The sequence below is a fragment of the Chitinophaga sp. H8 genome (assembly GCF_040567655.1).
GTDB classification, from domain to species: Bacteria; Bacteroidota; Bacteroidia; order Chitinophagales; family Chitinophagaceae; genus Chitinophaga; species Chitinophaga defluvii.
This window is the reverse complement of sequence record NZ_JBEXAC010000001.1, coordinates 1,243,959-1,267,989: the sequence shown is the minus strand read 5'-3', so window position 1 is coordinate 1,267,989 and position 24,031 is coordinate 1,243,959. Positions and strand designations below refer to the sequence as shown.

Below are 24,031 nucleotides of genomic sequence, written 5' to 3'. Positions count from 1 at the left end.
TTCAGCAGATTAGCATAATTTGCTACTTTTTCTATTTTTGTCGGACCATAACAACAACCGTATGAATTTTAAGAGGACCAACAACATTGCGGGCTGGATCATTTGTATCATTGCCTGCACTGTTTACATTATGACCATGGAGGCAACCGGCAGCTTGTGGGACTGCGGCGAATTTATTTCCAGTGCATACAAAGTACAGGTGCCCCACCCCCCCGGAGCTCCCCTGTTTGTATTGCTGGGAAGACTATTCACCATGTTCCTGAAGCCTTCTGAGGCTGCGCTTGGCGTAAATCTGATGTCGGCCCTGGCCAGCGGCTTTACTATCCTGTTCCTGTTCTGGACCATCACCCACTTTGCCCGTCGCCTGATGGTGAAAGCCGGTGAAGTGATCTCCCGCGAAAAAATGATCGCGATCATGGGAGCTGGTGCAGTAGGCGCTTTGGCCTATACCTTTTCTGATTCCTTCTGGTTCTCTGCTGTGGAAGGGGAAGTATATGCCATGTCTTCCTTCTTTACCGCCATCGTTTTCTGGGCCATCCTGAAATGGGAACATGATGCAGACCAACCCTATGCAGACCGCTGGATTGTGCTGATAGCCTACCTCCTCGGCCTGTCTATCGGTGTGCACCTGCTGAACCTCCTCACCATCCCTGCTATGGTAATGGTGTACTACTTTAAAAAATACAAACCCACTACCGCCGGCACCGTATGGGCATTTATCATAGGTTGCGGGCTGACCGGCCTGATACAGAAATACCTTATCCAGGATACCGTAAAGGCTTCCGGCTTGATGGACGTGTTCTTTGTGAATACCCTGTCCCTTCCTTTCTTCTCTGGCTTTATCTTCTACTTTGTAGTGATCATTGCCATCCTGCTCTATGGATATAAAAATCCTAAGTTTGGTATCTATGCACCTTTTGTCGTGATTGCTACTATCATCCTGATCCCAGCCTTTAACGACGGCTTCAAATCAGGTAGTGCTTTCCTTAAACTGATCCTGGCTGCCATTTTTGTAGGGGTACCTTACCTCCTGAAAACCTTTGGCGTATCGCTGGCTTCAGAACGTGTAAAGCATATGAGCAAACTCACCATCGCGTTTATCTTATTCATGCTGATGGGCTACTCTACCTACGTTACTACCATGATCCGCTCTACCGCCAACCCGGCTGTAGACATGTACAACGTTGATAATCCCATCTCTCTGGTAGGCTACCTGGGTCGTGAACAATACGGCGATTTCCCGCTGGTATATGGTCAGGTTTTCACTGCCCGCCCAAGGGAATATAAAGAAGGGGCTAACATCTACGCGAGAGGTGCGGATAAATATGTGGTGGCTGGTAAAAAAATGGAACCTGTTTATGCGTCGGAAGATATGATGCTGTTCCCGCGTGTATGGGATTCCAGTAATGATCAGGGCCACGCAGACTACTACCGTGGATTCTTGGGCTTACAACCTGATGAAAGACCCACTTTTGCAGATAATATCAAGTTCTTCTTCGGATACCAGCTCAATTTTATGTACTTCAGGTACTTCATGTGGAACTTTGCCGGAAAACAAAATGATACCCAAGGCTACGGCAACGTGCGCGATGGTAACTGGATCTCCGGTATCCCACTGATCGATAACCTCCTGTACGGCGACCAGGCTGCAATGCCGGATAGCTTAAAAGATAATAAAGCACACAACAGGCTCTTCCTGTTACCGCTGATCCTGGGCATCATCGGTATCCTCTATCATTATAAAAATCATCGCAAAGATAGCCTCATCGTTGGCCTGTTATTCTTCTTTACAGGGCTGGCGATCGTGGTATACCTCAACCAGGCGGGTAACCAGCCTCGTGAGCGTGACTATGCTTATGTAGGGTCTTTCTACGCTTTTGCCATCTGGATTGGACTCGGCGTATTATCCGTTTTCGAGTTCTTTAAAGCAAAAACAAAACTGTCATTGTCGGCTCCGCTGGCTACAGCTGTTTGCCTGCTGGCAGTACCGGTACTGATGGCAGCCCAGGAATGGGACGACCACGACCGCTCTACCAAAACAATTGCCAGGGATGTAGCCAGGGATTACCTGGAGTCCTGCCAACCTAATGCCATCCTCTTTACCGTTGGTGATAACGATACTTATCCATTATGGTATGCACAGGAGGTAGAAGGTATACGCCCGGATATCCGCGTAATCAACCTCAGCCTCCTGGGGGTTGACTGGTATATCGATCAGCAACGCCAGATGGTGAACAAAAGCCCTGGTGTTCCCATGAACTGGACACCTGATAAATACCGTGGTGAAAAGAATAATTACATCCGCTTCTATGATGCTGGTATCTTCCCACAGGATAAGTTCTATAACCTGAAAGAAGTAATGGCGTTCATGGGATCTGATGATCCACGTGCGCAGCTCAGCACTACCGACGGCACACAGGAAAACTACCTGCCTACACAAAAACTGTTTATCCCGGTAAATGTTGCCGAGGCTATCAAAAATGGCGTGGTAGATATTAAAGACAGTGCCAAAATTCTGCCACAACTTCCTTTCCAGATCTCTAAAAAATATCTGTTGAAGAATGACCTGGCAGTATATGATATCATTACTGCGAGCGAATGGAAAAGACCCATCTACTTTACCAGCCCTACAGATCTTGGTCTGAACGATTACCTGCAGGCAGACGGTCTGGCCTACCACCTGGTGCCTATCCGTAAAGCTCCTAATAATGATGCATTGGGTATGGACTATAACGTAAATATCCCGGTAGCATATCATAATATGATGACCAAGTTCACCTTTGGTGGTGCAGAAACACCAGGTACTTACTTTGATGAGCCTAACCGGAAACTGTTATCTTATCTCAGAAATGCCTTTACCAAACTGGGTGCTGCGATGGCGCAGGATAATAATAAGGAAGGTGCATTGAAAGTATTGAACCGTGCAGACTCTATGCTGCTGGAAGGCAACTTCCCCTACGGCATGACTTCTCCTGGTAATATGCACAACTTAAGCTCTCTGCAAACTGCCTATGCTTATTACCTGGCAGGCGATTCCAAAAAAGCAGATGAGATTGCACAAAAGATCATCAAAGACTGTCAGCAACAACTGCAGTACTATCATGGTCTGCCTGCTTCTAAACTGAGCAGCGATCTGCAACGGGATGGCCAGGCTGCTGAACAGTTCATCGCTATCCTGCAACGGATGAAAGCAGACTACGGCGACTCGGCACATATCAACCAGGACGCTCCGGCACATATCAATACGCTGCCGGACTCCCAACAGGCTGCCGAAGCGGCAAAGGATTCAAACAAGAAATAATAAGGGTGCAATAACCCGCATAAAAAAACCTCCTGTTGTACAACAGGAGGTTTTTTATTTTTATTGATATGCTTTTGTATTATAATTTACTTACCTGCTCATACCAGTAAGCGGCACTGGCTTTTACTTCCGGTACGCTGTTTTCCCAGTGGTGCTCATATTCTGTAGAAAACAATCCTTTAAATTTCTGCCTCTTCAACTCTGCCATTACACCAGGAATATTGGATATACCAGTACCCCAGATCACATCATGCGCATCAGGCGATTTTTCGTTCAGGTCTTTGAAATGCAGGCTGAACACATGACCGTTCAATTTTTTCAGGCACTCTACCGGATCCAGACCGGAACGTACCCAATGCCCGATATCTGCACAGGCACCCATGTATTTACTCCTTCCCTTGATAGCGTTTAATACACTGTCGGGATGCCAGTAATGACTAGGTCTTGGATGATCATGGAAGGCTACTTTTATTTTGTATTTGTCGCAAAGAGAGGATACCAGGTCCAGGTCCTGTGTATGTGGCTCTGAAGTAATCACCTTAATATCCATTGCTTTGGCAAACTCAAACACGGCCGTCCACTCTTCGGCAGTATTAGGTACTACTACACCAAAAGCTACCAGCTCTTTATTTTTCTCTTTTAAAAGCGCCTTTACCTGGGCTCTTTTGGCAGCATCCATATTGTAGTCCATTTTCCCTTCAATACCACCACCAATGGTTTGCCCCGGATAGCACTCCACAAAATGAATACCGCAGCTATCCATCTTGTCTAATGCCTGTGCCAGCGTAAATCGGTTAAAGGTATAAGCCTGTGCGCCCAGTTTCCACCCCAGCTTGTTCGGTTTTCCCTGCGCACCGGCAGGCTCCGAAAACAACAATGTTGTTGCTAAACCCGCAGCCAGCAACAATACCTTGCTCATTTTTTTCATATTCATGATACGTTTAGATGATTGACGGTCTGATCAGACCAGTGGGAAAAATAATAGCTTTACCGGACTATTGCAATATTTTTTTGCCAGCGGTATGTCACCTGCCGGCAAGCGGCTGAAAATCACGCTACAGTACCCAAAACAACCACTCCGCTGGTGGAACTATCCCACCTATACAGCAATTCTTCAAAACTATTGCGTAATTTAGGTTAGAGTTTGTGTTATGAGAGGATTTAACTTTTCCAGGTTCCAACCTGATGAAAACAAGCAGCCACCTTTTAAGAAGTTGTTGGACCTTTTTACCCAATTGCTTACCTACACCAGCGGAGATGTGGCGGAAGCCCTGCAATGGCTCACAGAGCTTGACAAAGAATACAGCCTGACAGATAAAGAATATGGTATCGGCAACTTCATACAAGACCTGAAAGACAAAGGGTATATCAAAGAAAATGAAGAAAACGGCCAGATGAATATTACTTCCAAAACGGAACAAACCATCCGGAAAAGTGCATTGGAAGAAATCTTCGGCAAACTGAAAAAATCTGCTGCAGGCAATCATAATATCCGTAAATCCGGCATGGGCGATGAATCAAATGCAGAAACCAGACCCTACGAGTTTGGCGATGGGGTAGATCAGCTCGATATTACCGCTTCCATCCGGAATGCACAGATCAATCACGGCGTAGAAAGCTTTTCTATCCAGCAGGATGATCTCGAAATCAGGGAAACTGATTTTAAAACCCAGACATCCACCGCGCTGATGATAGATATCTCCCACTCCATGATCCTCTATGGGGAAGACCGAATCACTCCTGCCAAAAAAGTGGCTATGGCACTGAGTGAACTGATCATCACCCGCTATCCCAAGGATACACTGGATATTATCGTGTTTGGAAATGATGCCTGGCAGGTGGAGATAAAAGACCTGCCTTACCTCCAGGTAGGCCCCTACCATACCAATACGGTAGCCGGTCTGGAACTGGCCATGGATCTGCTCCGCCGCCGGAGAAATCCCAACAAACAGATCTTCATGATCACCGATGGCAAACCTACCTGCTTGAAAGTAGGTGCACAATACTATAAAAACAGCTTTGGCCTCGACAGGAAAATATTAAACCGGACACTGAACCTGGCGGCACAATGCAAAAAACTTAAAATACCGATTACCACCTTTATGGTGGCTACAGATCCCTGGCTGCAAAAGTTTGTCCAGGAATTCACGGAAACCAATAACGGCAAAGCCTTCTTCTCCGGTACAGATAAACTGGGACAATTCCTGTTCTATGATTTTGAAAACGGGAAAAGAAAACTGTTATAACTGCCAGCGGTCTGTACATAGCAGGGCAACGGCCAGATGGTTCACCTGCAAGGCTTCATTACCATTAATAATTCGTAATTGTTATACGCATGGATACTACTAGCATCAGCACTTTAGGACAACTGAAAAAGAGCGGCTATAAACCAAAAACTGTTAAAGAAGAAATCAGGCAAAACCTGGTCAATAAGCTTAAAAGAAAGGAAACCACTTTCCCCGGCATTATCGGCTATGAGGATACCGTTATCCCCGATACGGAAAGGGCTATACTTTCCCGTCATAATATTCTGTTCTTGGGATTACGCGGACAGGCAAAAACCCGTATGGCACGCCAGATGGTAGACCTCCTGGATGAATACATCCCCGTAGTAGCCGGCTCAGAGGTGAACGATGATCCTTTTAACCCCCTCTCCCGCTATGCCCGGGATCTTATCGCAGAAATGGGCGATAAAACACCCATCACCTGGCTGCACAGAACCGCACGCTACGGTGAAAAACTGGCTACGCCAGATGTGTCTGTGGCCGATCTGGTAGGTGATATCGACCCGATCAAAGCGGCCAACCTGAAACTGAGCTATGCGGACGAAAGGGTGATCCACTTCGGTATTATCCCCCGCTCCAACCGGGGCATCTTTGTGATCAATGAACTGCCTGATCTCCAGGCCCGTATCCAGGTGTCCCTTTTCAACATTTTACAGGAAGGGGATATACAGATCCGTGGCTTTAAAGTGAGAATGCCGCTGGATATCCTGTTTGTTTTTACGGCCAACCCGGAAGACTATACCAACAGAGGGGCTATCGTTACACCACTTAAAGACAGGATCGAAAGCCAGATCATTACCCACTATCCGAAAAATATGGAAAACTCCCTGCTCATCACTGAACAGGAAGCGGATATCCATGAAGACCAGACAGGTAAGATCCATATTGCTGATATGGTAAAACGCCTGATAGAGCAGGTAGCATTTGAGGCCAGAAACAGTGAATATGTAGATAAAAAAAGTGGGGTTTCTGCCCGGCTCACTATTGCAGCATATGAGAATGCTGTCAGTGCAGGCGAACGCAGGGCCATTCTCAATAAAGAAAAAGAAACGTATGTACGTATTGCCGACCTCCAGGGTATTATCCCCGCTATTACCGGCAAAATAGAGCTGGTATATGAAGGGGAACAGGAAGGACCTTTGCAGGTGGCACTAAATCTGTTGGATAAGTCGATGCGCACCCTGTTTGCACAATATTTCCCTAATCCGGATTCCTTTAAAAAACGTAAACAGGCAGCCGCAGCAGGCGAAAACCCTTACCGCGCTGTTATTCAATGGTTTGACAAAGGCAATGCGGTACAGCTGCTCCAGGATGTAAGCGATAAACAGTACGAAAGTGTACTCCAGAAGGTAGATGGCCTGAAAGAATTGATCAAAACCAGGTTCCCACATGCTAATCCCAAGGAAAGCCTGCTGCTGATGGAATTTGTTCTACATGGCCTGGCTGCCTATTCACTGATCAGCAAAAAAGTAATAGAAAATGAAACCCGCTTCAGCGACCTCCTGGGTACCATGATGAACTTTAACATGGGCAATGAAGAGGCGGAGGAAGAAGACGCTTTTTAAAGCTGTTAGCTATTAGCTTTTAGCCATTAGCTTTAATGCCGCGGGTATTACAAAAGTTGCTGCCAGTAAAACACACCCTCTTCGCTGCATTTAGGCTAAAAGCTAACGGCTAAAGGCTAATTGCTAGTCTTCGCTGCATTTGAGCTAACAGCTAACAGCTAAAAGCTAATAGCTAAGAATTATTGCTTTTTTCATTATCTTGTTTCCCTGACATTAATTCCACGATAACCAGCAAACATTCTTTTACCATGAATCACTCCAGAAGAAAATTCCTGGTCACCGCTTCCGCGCTGATGGCAGGTACTGGTCTTGCATCAGTGTTGCCGGCGGGATTGCAGGGCATGCCCTTTAAAAAGGTATCTCCATCCGATAAGCTCAATTTCGGAGCTATTGGTATTAAAGGTATGGGTTGGGCAGATATTTCGGCCATCCTGAAAAACCCGGAAGCCCAATGTGTGGCGCTGTGTGATGTGGATAAAAATGTATTGGACCAGCGGGTGGCAGAACTGGCTCAAAAAGGCATAAAGGTAAAAGCGTATAGTGATTACCGTAAGCTGCTGGAAGATAAGGATATTGATGCGGTAGTGATTGGTACACCCGACCATTGGCATGCGCTGATGATGACGGATGCCTGCGCTGCAGGAAAGGATGTATATGTAGAAAAGCCTATCGGCAATTCTATCATGGAATGCCGCGCCATGGTGGCTGCCCAGCAACGCCACAACCGGGTAGTACAGGTGGGACAATGGCAACGGAGCCAGCAGCATTTTAAAGATGCAATCGACTTTGTACACTCCGGACAACTGGGACAAATACGCCTGGTAAAAGCCTGGGCCTATATGGGATGGATGAAATCCATTCCGGTACATCCTGATTCCGCCCCTCCGCCAGGTGTGGATTATACCAGCTGGCTGGGACCTGCTCAAAAACGCCCCTTCAACGAAAACCGCTTTCACTTCAATTTCCGCTGGTTCTGGGACTATGCGGGCGGCCTGATGACCGACTGGGGCGTGCACCTGCTCGACTATGCACTGCTGGGAATGAAATCCCAATACCCTAAGTCTATTATGGCGGCAGGTGGAAAATTCGCTTATCCGGATGATGCGGCAGAAACACCGGACACCCTCACTACCGTCTTTGAATTTGAAGGCTATAATATTCAATGGGAACATGCCACCGGCATTGATGGTGGCCCCTATGGCAGAGACCACGGTATTGCCTTCATTGGCAACAATGGTACGCTGGTGCTCGACAGAGGCGGATGGGAAGTTATTCCGGAAAAAGGTAAAATGGAAGCTGTGCCCAGAAGAAAAGCAGTCGACAATGGACTCGACCTCCACACCAAAAATTTTATCGAAGTTATTAAATCCCGTAAACTGGACGACCTCCACGCCTCTATCCAGGTGGGAGCACTCGTAGCCACCAACGCCCAGATGGGTAATATTGCCTATAAAACCGGTAAAAAGATCTATTGGGATGCTGCTAAAGGCAGGTTTAAAGACGCAGATGCCAATAAATACCTGGCGGCGGCCTATCACAACGGATATAAAATTCCTGGATTATAATACTTAAACACTTATCATACAATGCGCTTTTTTATTTTATCATCAGCATGCCTGATGCTCTCCTTAAGTGTGCTGGCACAAAACAACCAGCAAATGAAACCGGAAGATACAGAAGTATGGGAACCCGTTCCAAAGGTTATCACTCCTGGCAACGCTACTAACACAGCGCCTTCTGATGCGATCGTTTTATTCAATGGCAAAAACTTTGACAACTGGGCATCTGAAGATGGCAATCCCATCAAATGGATCTTGAAAGATGGCGCTATGACAGTAGTCAAAGGTGGTGGTATGATCAAAACCAAAGAAAAGTTTGAAGATTTTCAACTGCATATCGAATGGGCTACTCCTGCTGTGGTAAAAGGAGAAGGCCAGGGACGTGGTAATAGCGGCATCTTCCTGCAGGAGCGCTATGAACTCCAGGTGCTGGACAACTTCAATAGCCGTACCTATTCCAATGGTCAGGCCGGCAGTTTCTACAAACAAAAAATTCCACTGGTAAATGCCTGCAAAAAACCCGGTGCCTGGCAAACGTATGATGTGATCTGGACTGCTCCCCGCTTTAATGCAGATGGCTCACTGAAATCTCCGGCCCGTGCTACCGTTTTGCAAAACGGCGTATTGGTACAAAACAATGTATCCCTGGATGGCCCTACCTTGTACATCGGCAAACCAGCTTATGAACAACATGGCGCCGGATCCATTATGCTACAGGATCACAACGATCCGGTAAGCTTCCGTAATATCTGGATCCGTCCGCTGTAAACAGCGCCATCCTCATTGAATATTAAAGGCCTGGTTAGTTTGCAATGCAAATAAACCAGGCCTTCTTAATTAGCCATTTCTTTTCAATTGCTCAACAGCCCACTTCATTTATTCCTTCCTGGTAAAATAAGCTTTCTCCTGTAGTTGCTCCCGCGTTAATGCCCGGGTAGTTTGCTGATCCAGGTAATAATAAACATCACACAACTCCAGGATATGGTCATAGAGGTGGTCCGTTATTAAAAAGCCTTTGTGCTTGGCAGCAGTATCCTGTATCAGCGATCGCATCACTTCTATGTGTACCGGCATTAGATGGGTAAAAGGCTCATCCAGCAACGCAAATTTAACCGGTGCGGCAATCAGGGCAAAGGTGGTAATGATCCTGGCCTGGCCACCGGAAAGATTGCCCAAACGTTCCTTTCCCCGGTGTGCAAACTCGGGGAAATAACTGGTCAGCGCTGTATAAGGTACGTCATACATATGAAGGATGGCCTCCAGACGCAGATGACGCGGCACAAAATCAAATTGTGGTAAATACTGCAACAATCCCTTTTTGAGGTAAGGTTTAACAAGATGCTTGCCATTATAACGCACACTTTTAAACGCCGGTTCCAGGGTTCCGTAAATGATTTTCATCAAACAGGACTTCCCATAACCATTACGCCCTATCAGCCCGGTTATTTTGCCTCCCTCCAGTTTTATATAAGCGCCGGACAGGATATTGCGCGATTGAAATGATAGTGCAATGCTATCCGCCTCCAGTATATTCATTACCGTAAGAATATTTGTGTGAAGGATAATGCCAGTGAAAACAGTGCCAGATCTGCAATTACAGAAAAAACGATCAAAATAGTATACGACAGGCGGAGGTTATAGAAAAAATATAACTGCTTACTCCGGTACACTTTTAAAAAATAAAATGCAAGGGCATCAGAGAGCAGTTTCAGCCATATCAATGGGCCTAAGGTGCTGATTCCCCATATCCTTACAATATGACAGCAGCAAAGGGTAATTATAAAAGTGGGCCAGAAGAGGTTGCGGTAAAAAAGTAATAAGCCTCGAATACGTATCATAGCAGATGATTCAGCACGGATAACAAAAGCTGAATACAACAAGATATTCTTATTCAGGAAGCAAAAAAAGAAAAGGGAAGAAAAAATACTCAAAAGATGTCCGGGCCATAAGTTATGGCCTTTATTTTCTGGTAAATAACCTGGTCAGTTATTTCACCTCATTGGCATTATCCAGTGTCAGCGACAGATATACTGCATTGCTGATGGGGTTATCGTAATAAGCTGCAATGGGTTGAAATCCAAGACCGGTATACAGGTCAATTGCGGGGCGCATATGGGCCAATGTATCCAGCAGCATTCTTTTATATCCCAGCTCTGCCGCCGCTGCGATCGCTTCACTGGCCAACGCTTTGCCTACTCCATGTTTTTTATATGCATCACGTACAAACAACCGCTTCATTTCTGCAGTGGTATTGTCAAATGAACGTACTGCTACACATCCCGCAGGCTGACCGTCTACTTTTGCCAGAAACAACACGCCTTCGGGGGCTACGTAAGGAGCTGGCAGGGAGGCCATTTCCTCTTCAAATCCCTGGAAGCTAAGATCTAGATTTAACCAGCTCACGTACTCTCTCAAAAGAGACTTTACTTGCTCCAGGGCTGCTGTTTCGTTGGCTGTCACCTTTATAATTTCCAGCATACACAAATGATTTAGGGTGTATATAACGCAAAAAGCCTCCTGATATTCAGAAGGCTTTTATCCGGAGGTTTCGAGCGGATTCGAACCGCTGTAAAAGGTTTTGCAGACCTCTGCCTAGCCACTCGGCCACGAAACCCTTGCTAATCTTTGATTCGGCCTTCGCTTCCCGCGAAATAAGAACCATTAATTTTGTGGGACTGCAAAAGTAGTAAATTTTCGATATTTGCCAAATCAATTTTTGGATTAATTATCACTTTTTTTGTCATATGGCAAATAAACTTAAGCAGTCAGCCTGGTAACAACTGTAAGATAACAATTAAATCATCACAAATATGAGTACACGTATTGCTGAGTCAGAATTAATTTTAAACAGCCGCGGTGCAGTATACCACCTGGATGTAAGACCAGAAGAACTGGCACCTGTTGTGATTACCGTGGGCGATCCGGACCGTGTGGCCAATGTGAGCAAACACTTTGACAAACTGGAACATACCTTCCAGCACCGCGAATTTGTAACCCATACCGGCTACCTGGGTAAAAAACGCATCTCTGTTGTTTCTACGGGTATTGGTACCGATAATATCGATATCGTACTCAATGAACTGGATGCACTTGTCAATATCGATTTTCACTCCCGTACCATAAAACCTACCCTTACCAGCCTGCAGATTATCCGTCTGGGTACTGCGGGGGCATTGCAGGAACATATTGCGGTAGACAGCTTTGTGGTTTCTTCCCATGGCCTTGGCCTGGATAATCTCCTGCCCTACTATCAGTTTGAAAATACCCCTGCAGAAAAACAATTGTTGCAGGCTATCCGCGAACAGGTAGTGCTGCAACCTGGTAGTGTTCATCCCTACCTCATTGCTGCCGGCGAAATAAAACAACATTTTACCGAAGGATTTCACACAGGCATTACTGTTACCTGCCCGGGATTTTATGGTCCGCAAGGCCGAGTGCTCAGAGGCGCCCTCTCCCATCCGCACCTGATAGAACACCTGACCGCTTTTAAACAAGGTGATCACTACTTTTCCAATTTTGAAATGGAAACTTCCGGTATCTACGGCATGGGGCGCATATTAGGGCATCAATGCCTTTCTATCAGCGCTATTGTGGCCAACCGGGTACGGCAGGAATTCAGCAAGGATGGTGCAGCGGCGGTAGAGCAACTGATCACCAAAGCACTGGGCATCATTGCAGGGATCTGATAGCATCTCCCTGCACAGTGATGGACAATTCAACTATCCATATTACCTTTGTGCATTATGACGAATATCCACTTCTATAAATACCAGGGAACCGGCAATGATTTTGTGATCATGGACAACCGTAATGGCCGGTATAACGAGCTTACCGATGCACAGGTAAAACAGCTGTGCGACCGGCGCTTTGGCATTGGTGCCGATGGCCTGATGCTGCTGAACCAACGGGAAGGTTATGATTTTGAAATGAAATATTATAATGCCGATGGCAGGGAAAGCAGCATGTGCGGCAATGGTGGCCGCTGCCTGGTGGCTTTTGCCCGTAAAATGGGCCTGGAACAGGAGCATTTATCTTTCATTGCCGTAGATGGCCCCCATGAAGCTACCCTGAAGGGTGCCGACTGGGTAAACCTTAAAATGCAGGACGTAAACTGGGTAGAAAATGGCCCCCTGCACTTTTACCTGAATACCGGCTCCCCACATTTTGTTAAATATGTAAACGATGTGCAGGCAATAGACGTATATACTGAAGGAAAAGAAATCCGGTATAACGAAAGGTTTGCTGCAGAAGGTACCAACGTGAACTTTGTACAGGAAATGGATAAAGGCATCTTTGTCCGGACCTATGAGCGTGGCGTGGAAGATGAAACCTACTCCTGCGGTACCGGCGTTACGGCAGCGGCCCTTACTTTTGCAAACGGCGAAAACAAGGAATACGTGATCCCCGTACAAACCCTGGGCGGACAACTGGAAGTACGCTTTACCAAAACCGGTGAACGCTCCTACTCAGATATATGGTTGTGCGGCCCCGCTACACTGGTATTTGAAGGCGATATCAACATTTAATAAAGAATTAATAATTAAAGTACCCTTTCACATTACCTTTGCGGCCTGATGATCCAATACTTTAAAAATATAGACTCCCGTACGGTAGAGATCAAAGAGCCGGAAAACGGTGCCTGGGTAAATATTACCCCGCCACTGAAACAAGCTGAGTTTGAACAGCTGTCTGAAGAACTGGATATTCCGCTCGACTTCCTCACCGACTCCATGGATATTGATGAAAAATCACGCTTTGAGCTGGAAGACAACGTAAAGCTGATTGTTATCAAAACCCCCACGGAAAACAACTCTATCAACGAAAGTGATGCCTACTACATCACCATTCCAATTGTGATCATTCTTACCCACAACCAGATATTAACGGTCAACTCATTTAATAACGCGGCCATAAAAAAATTCCTGAACACCTTCCATAACCGTAGCCCTGAAAAACGGAATATGATGGTGCTCAAGGTGTTTGAAAAAGTGGTAATGAACTTCCTCGATTACCTGAAGGAAATCAACCAGCGCAGGAATGTCCTGGAACAAAAACTATACGATTCCAACCGGAACGAGGAATTACTCTACCTCATGCGTATCCAGAAAAGCCTGGTATATTTCTTAACGGCTCTACGCAGCAATGAACTGCTGTTGATGAAAATAGAACGCACCAACTTCCTGGGCCTCAATGAAGATGAAAAGGAATTTCTCCGGGATCTGATCGTAGATACTTCCCAGGCGCTGGAAATGGCCAACGTATATACCAACATCCTGAGCAGTACCATGGACGCATATGCCAGTATCATCTCCAATAATGTGAACCAGGTGATGAAACGGCTTACCTCTATTACCATTGTACTTACCTTTCCGGTATTGGTGGCCAGTATTTACGGGATGAACGTGGATATTCCTTACCAGCATACCGAACACGCTTTTTATATCCCGTTGATCCTGTCTATCATTATCCCCTTGATCATGAGCTGGTATTTCATGAAAAAGAAATGGTTCTGACCCGTTACTGCTATAAATTACGTGCGTAATTTCCTACATTTATGGCAATACAAGGATAGCGGTATCCTTTCCTGATAATAGCTAAAATCTTAAACCCATGTTTAACGTAAGGGTGTACGGCATCTTATTTAATGCACAAAACCAGGTGCTGGTAAGTGATGAATATATTCGTGGGGGCTACTACACTAAATTCCCCGGCGGCGGCCTCGAGTTTGGAGAAGGCACCCTGGAATGTATCAAGCGGGAATGGGTGGAAGAATTAAACCAGCAGGTAGAAGTAGTAGAGCATATTTACACCACGGATTTCTTCCAGATCTCCGCTTTTGATAATGAATCCCAGATCATCTCTATTTATTACCTGGTAAAAGCGGTAGGTCCCTTTATCGCCCCTGTGCTCAGCAAACCATTCGATTTTGTAGTGCCGGCAGGCGTGGATGAGGTAGAAGCTGCCAGGTGGATAGACTGGGATCTCTTTTCTTCTGAAAGCGTTACCCTCCCCATCGATAAAGTAGTGGCCGATCTCGTAAAACAGAAATATAATCCTGTACTGATCGCCTCTTCCTAAGGGTCAAAAGGTATATAAGGGTCAAAACAAACTATACTGATCACCACGCCGCTTTCATTAATCGCTGCATTTTGCTAAAAGCTAATAGCTCCCTTCAATCGCTGCATTAAGCTAACTGCTAACTGCTAAAGGCTAAAAGCTAGCATTTCACCCAATCTTGCGGTAACAAATCTTTCGTATTCGCATTCCCCTCTCCGAACCATTGTTTAGGTGCTACCACAATCTTACCGTTATGCTGGCTCAACCAGGCAGCCCACCAGCCAAAACTGCTGTTGGGAATGATAAAATGCCGGCAGTTAGTCATCAGCTGCAGGTAATCCCTGAATTTTTCGCCCGCGTAGGCATGTGAAACGTAAGTAGTGGGATGGTCAAAATGCAGGTTTTCTTCACACCATTGCACATCATCCGAAAAGACGTAGAAGTGTGGGGTATGTATGCTGGAAGCGATCAATGCTTCTCCAGCTTTATAATAATCCAGTCCGGTAGTACCATGATAAGCATTGGTAACAAAGTCGCCCCGCCGTACATTTACGCATACAGCCTGTCTGTTATTCATCTCTGCCAGCAAGGTAGCCGCCGCTGCACTTAAAGGCGCCTTAAACGTGAAATCCTGCCGGATCACAGCTTCGTACTCCTTGAAATACTTTTCTGATTGCCAGTAACCTTCCAGGTATACATCTGGTCCTAAAGAAAAAATTTCTGGATAAAATTCAAAATGTGGTTCCTTAAAATAAGTAGGTTGCTTGCCCAGTATTTTCCGGAGCAGCTTATCTGCTTTTTTACTGTCAAACAGTTTTTTATTCAACGCGGCTACTTCTGCCGGCGTAGCAAAGCTTGCTGTTATATTAAATATGCCCAGGTCAAAGTCCCTGAAAACAAAGCCTGCTTCCCGGGGAGTTCTGTCCAGCAAAAAGGTGGTATCCATTTTCAGCGCGGTGCTATGACGCAAACTAAGCGCTCTGCCTATCGCATATTCAAACATCTGGTTGCCCAGCCCTCCCATTAATTTTACGATGATCATAGTAATTTATTTGGCACTGGCGGCAGCAATCATTTCAGTAAGGGTACGGCGCATATTATATTCATACTTCCAGTTCGGATAATGCTGCTGAAACTTACGTACATCACTCACATACCAGATATGATCTCCGCTGCGGGCATCATCCAGCACCGTATACTGCAATTTGTTGCCACTGATTTCTTCAATCAGCTGGATCGCTTCCAGCATAGAAATATTGGCAAAGCGGGAACCGCCCATATTGTATACTTCACCACTGCGGGGAGCCTGGAAATATTCCCAGAAAGCATTGATCAGGTCTTTACTATGGATATTATCACGTACCTGCTTGCCTTTATAGCCGAAGATGCGGTAAGGTTTGTGATGTACCGTACAAAGTACCAGGTAAGCCAGGAAGCCATGCAGCTCGGCGCCTGCATGTGCAGGTCCGGTCAGGCATCCTCCGCGGAAAATACCGGTTTTCATTCCAAAATACCGCCCGTATTCCTGCACCATGATATCCGCTGCTGCCTTGCTAACACCGAAAATACTGTGTTTGGAATGATCGATAGACATGCTTTCATCAATGCCATGCTCCGCAAAGGGATGTTTCGGATCTATTTCCCACCTGTTTTCCAGTTCTATCAATGGCAGCAGGTTAGGTGTATCTCCATATACTTTATTGGTACTGGTAAAGATAAATACAGCATCAGGCGAATACTTACGGGTAGCTTCCAGCATATGCAGCGTACCGGTAGCATTTACCCCAAAATCTGTCAGCGGCTCCTTGGCAGCCCAGTCGTGCGATGGCTGTGCAGCGGTATGGATCACCGCTTTTATATCACTGCTATATTCAGCAAAGATCTTTTCAATGTCTGTATAGTTCCGGATATCCGTTTCATGATGGATATAATGGGGCAAAGCATCCTGCAACTTCACCCGGCTGGGTTTGGTACTGGCTTCTGCTCCAAAGAAATAAGAACGCATGTCATTATCAATACCAATTACCCTGAATCCTTTTGCATGAAAGAATTTAGATGCCTCACTACCTATTAATCCCGAAGAGCCGGTGATGATAACTGTTTGCATAAAGTTGCTTACTATGATGAAAAAAATCCCCGCAAATATATGGATTCCATAATATAACATATCATAAAATCAAGTTAATACGGGATACTCCCTGCCTCAGAAAAGAAACAGGATTTGCGCTACCAGTATGATTACATTGGTCACAAATACAAAGGGAGGCAGCTCTTTCCAGATCGCTTTTCCTCTTACCAGCATCAGGGTAGCAATCAGGCTGACCACTACATTTAATGGAAATGCCAGCAAAAAACCTAATATGAGGATATGTTTCACCAATCCTTCAAAACTATCGGCATAATTAATATAATAGGTAGCTTCCCCTGCCAGGAAGCACAAATTGCAGATAAATGCCAGTTTTAACACGAATCGTAACCTGCTCATATTGAAATTTCGGATAAATTACCGTTATTTTTGTTTCTTTAACAAACTCAACGAAGTTGCTATGGAATTATTTTTCCCGGTCAACTTCCGCAAATTAAAAATCAAACGACGCAACAATGAAATCAAACTGGCTGAAAATCATTTTACCTCATGTTTATGCCATCCTTATATTTCTTGCCCTGGCCTTTCTTTTTTGCAGTCCTGTAATGGAAGGAATGGAATTAAGGCAAACGGATAATATTGCATGGAAAGGCGCACAACAGGAAGCCAGCGAGTATCATCACAAAACGGGTATTGCTCCGTTGTGGACCAACAGCATGTTCAGTGGGATGCCTACCTATCTGATCATGATGCCTATCAAAAACTATGCTTATTACATCCATAATATATTAACGCTGGGCTTACCCAAACCGGTAGACTTTATGTTCCTGGGAATGTTAGGCTTCTATTTCCTGCTGAGTGTAATGGGTTTCCGTACATGGGTCAGCGTGATTGGCGCCATTGGTTTCGCCTTTTCGTCGTTTTACCCTATCAGTATCGCGGCCGGGCATGATACCAAAATCCTCAGCATGGCCTATATGGCGCCGGTAATTGCAGGTATCATCATTACCTACCGGGGAAGACTATTGCTGGGGGGAATTATTACCAGCATCATGCTCTGTATGCTGATTGCCAACAATCACTATCAGATCGTATATTATACCCTGATCATCGCGCTCGCCATGGGTATCGGATACCTGGTACATGCCATCCGTTCCGGCACTTTGCCGCAGTTTATAAAAGCTACCCTGGTATTGATCGCATTTGGCATCTTTTCCCTGCTGCCTTCTACCGTTAGTTTATGGACTACCTACGAATACAGCCAGTACACCATGCGCGGTGGCCACTCTGAACTGGTAGACGAAAATGCAGCGGCGGGCAATAAAACAAAGAACGGACTGGATAAAGACTATGCTTTCCGCTGGAGCATGGGTATCATGGAAACATTTACCACCCTGGTACCCGACCTCTATGGCGGCTCCAATGGGGAAAACATCGGCACTTCTTCCAAAACTTATCAAAACCTGACCGCTATTGGCAACCCGCCTGCACAGGCTGAACAGTTTACCCAGCACTTCCCGCTATACTGGGGACCTCAGCCCTTTACAGAAGGACCGGTATATTTTGGAGCGGCCATGATGTTCCTCTTTGTACTATCGCTCTTTGTGATCAAAAGCTGGCATAAATGGTGGATGCTGGCTGTGGCGGTAATAGGGCTGGTACTGGCGTGGGGTAATCACTTCCCTGCTTTCAATTACTTCCTGTTCGACCATCTGCCCATGTACAACAAGTTCCGGGCGCCTACCATGGCCCTCGTGCTCCCCATGCTGATCGTACCTTTAATGGGATGCTGGGCATTAAACGAGATTGTACAGGAAAAATACAACAAGGCAGAACTGCTGAAAGTATTAAAAAATACCTTTTATATCACCGCGGGTTTATGTGCGCTCTTCATCCTGGCATCATGGGGTGGCTTCTTTGAATTGATGGCGCCTAATGATCAGATGAAAGCACAATATGAACAGATCTTTGCCAAAAACCCGGAAGTGATCAAACAAATGGTGGATGCCATGGTAGCAGACCGTGCAGCCGCGCTCCGGGCAGATGCTTTCCGCTCATTGGTCCTGGTAGCACTGATAGCCGGATTTATCTGGATGCTGGTAAACCAGAAACTGAAACTTCCCCTGTTCCTTTTCCTGACCGCCCTGGTAGTAACGGTAGACCTCTTCCAGGTAGATAAACGCTACCTGAACAAGGATAACTTTTCAACAGTCGCTGATTATTCCAACATATTTGCACCTTCTGCGGTAGATCTGGCCATCAAGCAAGACCCAGATCCTTATTACCGCGTATTTAACGTCATGAGTAAGGACCCGTTCTCTGATGCATTAACTTCTTACCATCATAAATCTATTGGTGGTTATCATGCAGCAAAACTGAACTTGTATCAAGATCTGATTGAACACCAGATCTATAAAAACAATATCCAGGTACTGAACATGCTGAATGCCAAGTACTTTATCATGCCCGACCAGCAAGGCCAGCCTGCCTATCAGCAAAACCCGGGCGCACTGGGCAATGCCTGGTTCGTAAACGGTATCACCTGGGCCGATAATGCCAATGCGGAGATGAGCGCACTGGACCACTTCAACCCTAAGGATACCGTGGTGATTGACAAAAGATTTGAAAATAACCTGAAAGGTTATACGTTTGGTAAAGACAGTACCAGCCACATCAAACTGACGGAATACGGGCTTAATACACTGAAGTATACCAGCTCCAATAAACAGAACGGACTGGCGGTATTCTCTGAGATCTATTATCCTGCTGGCTGGAATGTATATATCGATGGTAAACAGGGCGAAATTATCCGGGTAGACTATGCGCTGCGCGGGGTAAAAATCCCTGCGGGCGACCATAATATTGAAATGCGGTTTGCACCACGCTCCTATTATGTGGGCAGCATGATCACTACTTATTCTTCTATCGTCATGTGGATCCTGCTCATCGCTGCCCTGGCGATAGAAATAAGGAAAAAGCTAAAGGCTGGTCCCGCTAATGACACTGCAAAAAAGGACAACTAAAAATATACGTCATAAAAAAAGTCCTTGCAGCTTGCAAGGACTTTTTTTATACCCGGAAGACAGGATTATGCGGATAAATAATCTGATAAGTGGGTAGCAATAGCCCGCTGACTATAACCGGCAATAGCCGCTTCATTAAAATCCTGTATCACGGCTCCTTTGTCCAGCCATTGCAACAACAGGCTTTCCAGGTAAGCTGTCAACGGGGCCAGCATGCTACGGTCAAAGGTACGCCCGGCATTACATCGCGCAATAATAGCGGCAGTTTCACTTTTCAGGGACGTAATATTGATCACCGGCCGTTTACTGGCCATATACTCATACAACTTCCCGGGTATTACCATTTCTTCATCGGGTGTAACCGGATTTACCAGCAACAGTACGGTGGCCTTTTTCATGTAAGCTACTGCTTCTGCATGTGGTACATACGCCTTATAGTCCCATACAGCGGCAAGCCCATGGGCTTCAATACTGTTGAACATATCCGGCGGCACTACGCCTACAAACAATAATCTGACGGGAGCATGCGGATATTTACTGATCAACTGTTTTACTGCCTGGAAAAACACTTCTGGCTGATAATAAGCGGCGATAGTACCTACATAGGTGATCGTAAAAACAGGCGTTGCGGAGGGTGTATCCTCCCGGAGAAACATGTTTTCGTCATAACCAATAGGCACAATACTGATCTTTTCGGGGGAGAGTTTGTCTGACTTACTCAACAATTTAGCCTTGTACCCTTCTCCTACCGTGAGGATGCCATCACAGTTTTCCAATATCTTTTTTTCCAGTTGTTTTTCCATCCTTTTAGTGATGGGCAGCTTATACAACAGGTTATAAAAGATAATGTCCGTCCACAGATCATGAAAATCGCAGATCCAGCGTATCGGCAGTGTTTTCTTCAGTTGCTGCCCGATAAAATGCGTGGAATGCGGGGGACCTGCCGTTACCACCAGGTGAATATCCTGGGTAGTGATCAGCTCCCTGGCTTTGGATACCGCAAAGTATTTCCAGTACTTGCGGGGATCCGGAACAAAAATATTGCCTCTTACAAAACGGCCTATTTTATTGGCCAGCCCGGGCTTGCGTCCATCCGCAAAAGCCGGTTTGGGCATACTTTTCTTGCCAAAGAGCAGCTTGAAGATGCCAAATGGCTCCAGTGTGCGAGTGGTATATACTTTTATATCAGCACGGATAGCTGCTGTTAAAGAGGTGTCATATACCTGATAGGTAGCATATTGCTCATCCACTGTCAGCACTGATACTTCCCATCCCATCTCTGCAAGCAAATTACAGAGGGCCAGCCACCTTTGCACTGCAGCGCCGCCACTGGGGGGCCAGTAGTAATTGATCACTAATATTTTCCTGTTACCATCCATGTTTATCTGCCCTCACTTGTGTAAAAAGTTGGCGGTAGGCGGCATCAAACTGCGCCAGTCCGAAATGATCCAATGCATACTGCCGGTTCAGCAGCCCCGTGGCCTGTAGCCAGTCCCGCTGTGCCGCCCAAGCTGCCAGATGTGTCACCCCGGCTTTGACAATAGCGGCTTCATCATTTACAGGTTCCAGCAGGAACCCGTTCTCCCCATCTTTTACATGCAGGGGAATATCTCCTACCGGGGTTACCAGCATGGCCAGTCCATGTGCCATTCCTTCCATTACCACCATGGGAAAACCTTCTGTATCTGATACCAGCGCCAGTATAACGGCGCGTTTGTAAATATCACTGATAACGCCTGCTTCACTTTGATTGCCATACAAATGACAGTAAGGCCGCAAATGGGCAGGAATAGCATCGGTTACCTCTCCGAGAAAACCAAAAGTAAAAGGTAATCCCTGCTGCGCAGCTTGTTCTGCCATCTGTGCGATCAGATGTACCCGCTTTTCTGCCGTAGCACGCCCCACATACAGCACTTCCGGCTTTGCGGTGTGGTATTTGGCCGTGTCCGGCGCCTGCGCAGGTAAAGGAATACAATTGGGAATATAATGGATCCTGCCGGCATAATGCCCCGGGATGCCCCATCTTTCGTACTGCAACAAATGATCTTCAATACGCACCTTACTGATCATCACCGTAGCACGGTAAAATGGCAGGAAGGGTACGCGGATAAATGAAAACGAACAATAGGAATGGATCAGCTCTATCTGGGCTACTTCACGCTTTACCCAACGGGAAAGCTTATATGCAAAATTACATTGTCCGTTAAATACCAGGGGGATTTCCTGTTGCCGGTTTATATAACCGCTGATGATCCCCCGGAATATAATATTGACAACATACAGGAACTTATTATCTGTATACCGGGAAATATCCCGGATGGTACACCCTGTTTTTTCAAATGCTTCCCGGAAAAGCGTATTCTGGGATTTCCGGGTAAAGAAGATGATACATTGTTTATTCCCCGTAGCCTGTGCTATCTGGTAATGCACCTTTTCAGCACCGCCAATATGGTAAAAAGGGAAGAAGAAGAAAATATCATACGATTGCGGCAACGGACGCACCCGGGCCAATATACGTCCTATGAGTATAAAAGGCAGCATCAGCAAATCTTCCAGGTATCTTTTAAGAATGCTTAGGCGATAATACATGACGTACACTTTTTTTTATTGCTTTCAACAATGCCTTTACCAGATCTGCGATCATATAAATGGCCACCCGCCATTCCAGCAGTCCCCACCTCCGTTGTTGCAGCTGATTTTTCAGGAAAACATATTTTGTCTCAAATATCTTCATAAATATGTTCACCTGCCGGGCATCTGTTCGGGTTACAGAAGCGGCATGCACCCGGTACAACAGCAGTACTTTACTTATTTTTCCAATTACATATCCTTCGCTCAGCAGGCGCAACCAAAGGTCATGATCTTCCCTTTTAGGCTGGTCTGCATGATAGGGATGTGTTTTAAAAACCTCCGCTTTGCCCATTACAGCAGGATGTGCAATACAATTGTCTTTGACCATCTGCTTCCTGATCTGTGCGGGGGTGTTGGTTTGGCGGTCCAGCTCCCAATGCCCGGATGGCTTGCCGGCTTCATCAATAAATGCTACCCAGCTGGACACCAGGTCTACTTCCGGGTTGGCTTTTAACCAGGCCACCTGTTCTTCCAGGCGGGTAGGCATACAGATATCATCCCCGTCCAAACGGGCAATATATACGCCCTGCGCCAATGCAACTGCTGCATTCAAACAATATACCAATCCCCTGTTCTGTTCCAGGGGTACATACCTGATACGGCTATCCCGGCGGGCATAATCTTCCAGGATGGCGGCGGTATTATCCGCAGAGCCATCATTCAGTATAATTGCCTCAAAGTTTGAAAAGGTTTGTGCCAGCAGGCTGTCCAGTGTTGCCGCGAGATATTGTCCGCCATTATAGACAGACATGACTACAGACACTACCGGCCCCTCCACCGTACTTGCTGTTTGCACCATCGTGCCGGTATGGGGGATTACCGTGGTCATTTTTTTCTTGCAAATACATGAATGCCATAGCTCAGCAATTCTGATGAGCCTTTATCTTTTTTGCTAAGCCGTTGTAATACCCACAGCGTGCTGTGCAGGATCACTTTATCCAGCAGGGATATTTTCGTGTTGGCATATTGTTTACCCACGCTTTTCACCCTTCTTACCTCTTGGGCCACACACTCAAAATAGCTGCCATTGGGTGTCAGCTCCGTGATTTCAAAATCATTGTCCGGAAGATGCTTCTCATAAAAGAAGCGGTTAAACCCGGTAGAAAAATGGTAGGGAGCGAAATGGGTAATGCTGTTGAAAGGAGCTGTGAGCAACAGATATCCTCCGGGACGCAGCAAACGCTTAAATTCCCGGATAGCTCCTACAGGGTCCGGGATATGTTCAAAAACTTCTGTGCACATGATAGCATCCACGCTGTTGTCTGGCAAAGGGATGGCCAGTATATCTGATACGATGTCCAGTTTGGTATTATCCCAGGTACCCATCTGCAGGCCTACATTGCCGGTACCATCATATTGCGCAAAGTCCTGCGAAATATATTCCAGGTGGCTGCAAAATGGTTTATACTGGCACTCTCCTGCCCCTGCATCCAATAATTTACTGCCTGCGGGGATTTTGGCCAGGGTATTTTTAATCCACTCCCTGCGGGCCTCCTCATTTGTTGTACCTACTTGAAACATAGA

The 24,031-nt window shown here is 46.1% G+C and carries 21 protein-coding genes and 1 tRNA gene; 10 read left to right on the top strand and 12 right to left on the bottom strand.

The window, feature by feature from the left end; genetic code table 11:
• Window positions 1-61: 61 nt before the first annotated feature.
• Complete coding sequence (locus tag ABR189_RS04845; protein ID WP_354659320.1) at window positions 62-3,301, top strand: glycosyltransferase family 117 protein; 3,240 nt, start codon at window positions 62-64, stop codon at window positions 3,299-3,301.
• A 79-nt stretch (window positions 3,302-3,380) separates the two neighbouring features.
• On the opposite strand, the gene ABR189_RS04840 is transcribed toward ABR189_RS04845, so the two are convergent.
• Entirely contained in the window at window positions 3,381-4,229 is an 849-nt protein-coding gene (locus ABR189_RS04840) for a sugar phosphate isomerase/epimerase family protein (protein WP_354659319.1), read from the bottom strand.
• Window positions 4,230-4,452: 223 nt separating this feature from the next.
• On the opposite strand from ABR189_RS04840, the gene ABR189_RS04835 reads away from it, so the two are divergent.
• From ABR189_RS04835 to ABR189_RS04820, 4 genes are all read left to right on the top strand, one after another.
• The gene (locus tag ABR189_RS04835) at window positions 4,453-5,547 is read left to right on the top strand and encodes a vWA domain-containing protein (RefSeq protein ID WP_354659318.1); all 1,095 of its coding nucleotides are present in this window, start codon (window positions 4,453-4,455) and stop codon (window positions 5,545-5,547) included.
• An 89-nt stretch (window positions 5,548-5,636) separates the two neighbouring features.
• The gene (locus ABR189_RS04830; protein ID WP_354659317.1) at window positions 5,637-7,151 is read left to right on the top strand and encodes a magnesium chelatase; all 1,515 of its coding nucleotides are present in this window, start codon (window positions 5,637-5,639) and stop codon (window positions 7,149-7,151) included.
• A gap of 248 nt (window positions 7,152-7,399) precedes the next feature.
• Window positions 7,400-8,716 carry a Gfo/Idh/MocA family protein gene (locus tag ABR189_RS04825; RefSeq protein ID WP_354659316.1) on the top strand — a complete coding sequence of 439 codons (1,317 nt, stop codon included), beginning with the start codon at window positions 7,400-7,402 and terminating at the stop codon, window positions 8,714-8,716.
• Window positions 8,717-8,737: 21 nt separating this feature from the next.
• Window positions 8,738-9,478, top strand: a complete 741-nt coding sequence (locus ABR189_RS04820) for a 3-keto-disaccharide hydrolase (RefSeq protein ID WP_354659315.1) — start codon at window positions 8,738-8,740, stop codon at window positions 9,476-9,478.
• Between the two features lie 108 nt (window positions 9,479-9,586).
• On the opposite strand, the gene ABR189_RS04815 is transcribed toward ABR189_RS04820, so the two are convergent.
• The 4 genes from ABR189_RS04815 to ABR189_RS04800 form a co-directional block, all read right to left on the bottom strand.
• Complete coding sequence (locus ABR189_RS04815; protein WP_354659314.1) at window positions 9,587-10,246, bottom strand: ATP-binding cassette domain-containing protein; 660 nt, start codon at window positions 10,244-10,246, stop codon at window positions 9,587-9,589.
• Window positions 10,246-10,548 (bottom strand): hypothetical protein, encoded by a 303-nt coding sequence (locus ABR189_RS04810; protein ID WP_354659313.1) that lies wholly within the window; start codon window positions 10,546-10,548, stop codon window positions 10,246-10,248. Before ABR189_RS04810 ends, ABR189_RS04815 begins: the two co-directional genes overlap by 1 nt.
• 148 nt (window positions 10,549-10,696) lie before the next feature.
• Complete coding sequence (locus tag ABR189_RS04805) at window positions 10,697-11,188, bottom strand: GNAT family N-acetyltransferase (protein ID WP_354659312.1); 492 nt, start codon at window positions 11,186-11,188, stop codon at window positions 10,697-10,699.
• Window positions 11,189-11,253: 65 nt separating this feature from the next.
• Window positions 11,254-11,324 (bottom strand) — tRNA-Cys (locus ABR189_RS04800).
• Window positions 11,325-11,520: 196 nt separating this feature from the next.
• Here ABR189_RS04800 and ABR189_RS04795 point away from each other — a divergent pair.
• The 4 genes from ABR189_RS04795 (at window position 11,521) to ABR189_RS04780 (ending at window position 14,788) form a co-directional block, all read left to right on the top strand.
• Window positions 11,521-12,396 carry a nucleoside phosphorylase gene (locus ABR189_RS04795; protein ID WP_354659311.1) on the top strand — a complete coding sequence of 292 codons (876 nt, stop codon included), beginning with the start codon at window positions 11,521-11,523 and terminating at the stop codon, window positions 12,394-12,396.
• 57 nt (window positions 12,397-12,453) lie between these two features.
• Window positions 12,454-13,236 (top strand): diaminopimelate epimerase, encoded by a 783-nt coding sequence (dapF, locus tag ABR189_RS04790; RefSeq protein WP_354659310.1) that lies wholly within the window; start codon window positions 12,454-12,456, stop codon window positions 13,234-13,236.
• A 48-nt stretch (window positions 13,237-13,284) separates the two neighbouring features.
• On the top strand, window positions 13,285-14,223 hold the full coding sequence (locus ABR189_RS04785) for a magnesium transporter CorA family protein (RefSeq protein ID WP_354659309.1): 939 nt from the start codon (window positions 13,285-13,287) through the stop codon (window positions 14,221-14,223).
• Between the two features lie 97 nt (window positions 14,224-14,320).
• Entirely contained in the window at window positions 14,321-14,788 is a 468-nt protein-coding gene (locus ABR189_RS04780) for an NUDIX hydrolase (RefSeq protein WP_354659308.1), read from the top strand.
• A 139-nt stretch (window positions 14,789-14,927) separates the two neighbouring features.
• Here ABR189_RS04780 and ABR189_RS04775 read toward each other — a convergent pair whose 3' ends face one another.
• The 3 genes from ABR189_RS04775 to ABR189_RS04765 form a co-directional block, all read right to left on the bottom strand.
• Complete coding sequence (locus ABR189_RS04775) at window positions 14,928-15,809, bottom strand: alpha-1,2-fucosyltransferase (protein ID WP_354659307.1); 882 nt, start codon at window positions 15,807-15,809, stop codon at window positions 14,928-14,930.
• Window positions 15,810-15,815: 6 nt separating this feature from the next.
• Window positions 15,816-16,874 (bottom strand): NAD-dependent epimerase/dehydratase family protein, encoded by a 1,059-nt coding sequence (locus tag ABR189_RS04770; protein ID WP_354659306.1) that lies wholly within the window; start codon window positions 16,872-16,874, stop codon window positions 15,816-15,818.
• A gap of 96 nt (window positions 16,875-16,970) precedes the next feature.
• Window positions 16,971-17,252, bottom strand: coding sequence for a hypothetical protein (locus ABR189_RS04765; protein ID WP_354659305.1), 282 nt, complete (start codon window positions 17,250-17,252; stop codon window positions 16,971-16,973).
• 116 nt (window positions 17,253-17,368) lie between these two features.
• Here ABR189_RS04765 and ABR189_RS04760 point away from each other — a divergent pair, with 116 nt between their 5' ends.
• Window positions 17,369-19,876: a YfhO family protein gene (locus ABR189_RS04760; RefSeq protein WP_354659304.1), complete on the top strand. Its 2,508-nt coding sequence runs from the start codon at window positions 17,369-17,371 to the stop codon at window positions 19,874-19,876.
• Window positions 19,877-19,941: 65 nt separating this feature from the next.
• Here the strand turns inward: ABR189_RS04760 and ABR189_RS04755 are convergent, their stop codons facing one another.
• Genes ABR189_RS04755 through ABR189_RS04740 form a run of 4 tightly spaced genes read right to left on the bottom strand, consistent with a single transcriptional unit; the run spans window position 19,942 to window position 24,028 of the window.
• Complete coding sequence (locus ABR189_RS04755) at window positions 19,942-21,255, bottom strand: glycosyltransferase (RefSeq protein ID WP_354659303.1); 1,314 nt, start codon at window positions 21,253-21,255, stop codon at window positions 19,942-19,944.
• Window positions 21,245-22,465 carry a glycosyltransferase family 4 protein gene (locus ABR189_RS04750; RefSeq protein WP_354659302.1) on the bottom strand — a complete coding sequence of 407 codons (1,221 nt, stop codon included), beginning with the start codon at window positions 22,463-22,465 and terminating at the stop codon, window positions 21,245-21,247. Before ABR189_RS04750 ends, ABR189_RS04755 begins: the two co-directional genes overlap by 11 nt.
• The gene (locus ABR189_RS04745) at window positions 22,440-23,336 is read right to left on the bottom strand and encodes a glycosyltransferase family 2 protein (protein WP_354659301.1); all 897 of its coding nucleotides are present in this window, start codon (window positions 23,334-23,336) and stop codon (window positions 22,440-22,442) included. Before ABR189_RS04745 ends, ABR189_RS04750 begins: the two co-directional genes overlap by 26 nt.
• The gene (locus tag ABR189_RS04740) at window positions 23,333-24,028 is read right to left on the bottom strand and encodes a class I SAM-dependent methyltransferase (protein ID WP_354659300.1); all 696 of its coding nucleotides are present in this window, start codon (window positions 24,026-24,028) and stop codon (window positions 23,333-23,335) included. The genes ABR189_RS04745 and ABR189_RS04740 overlap by 4 nt, the downstream gene beginning before the upstream one ends.
• Window positions 24,029-24,031 lie beyond the last annotated feature (3 nt).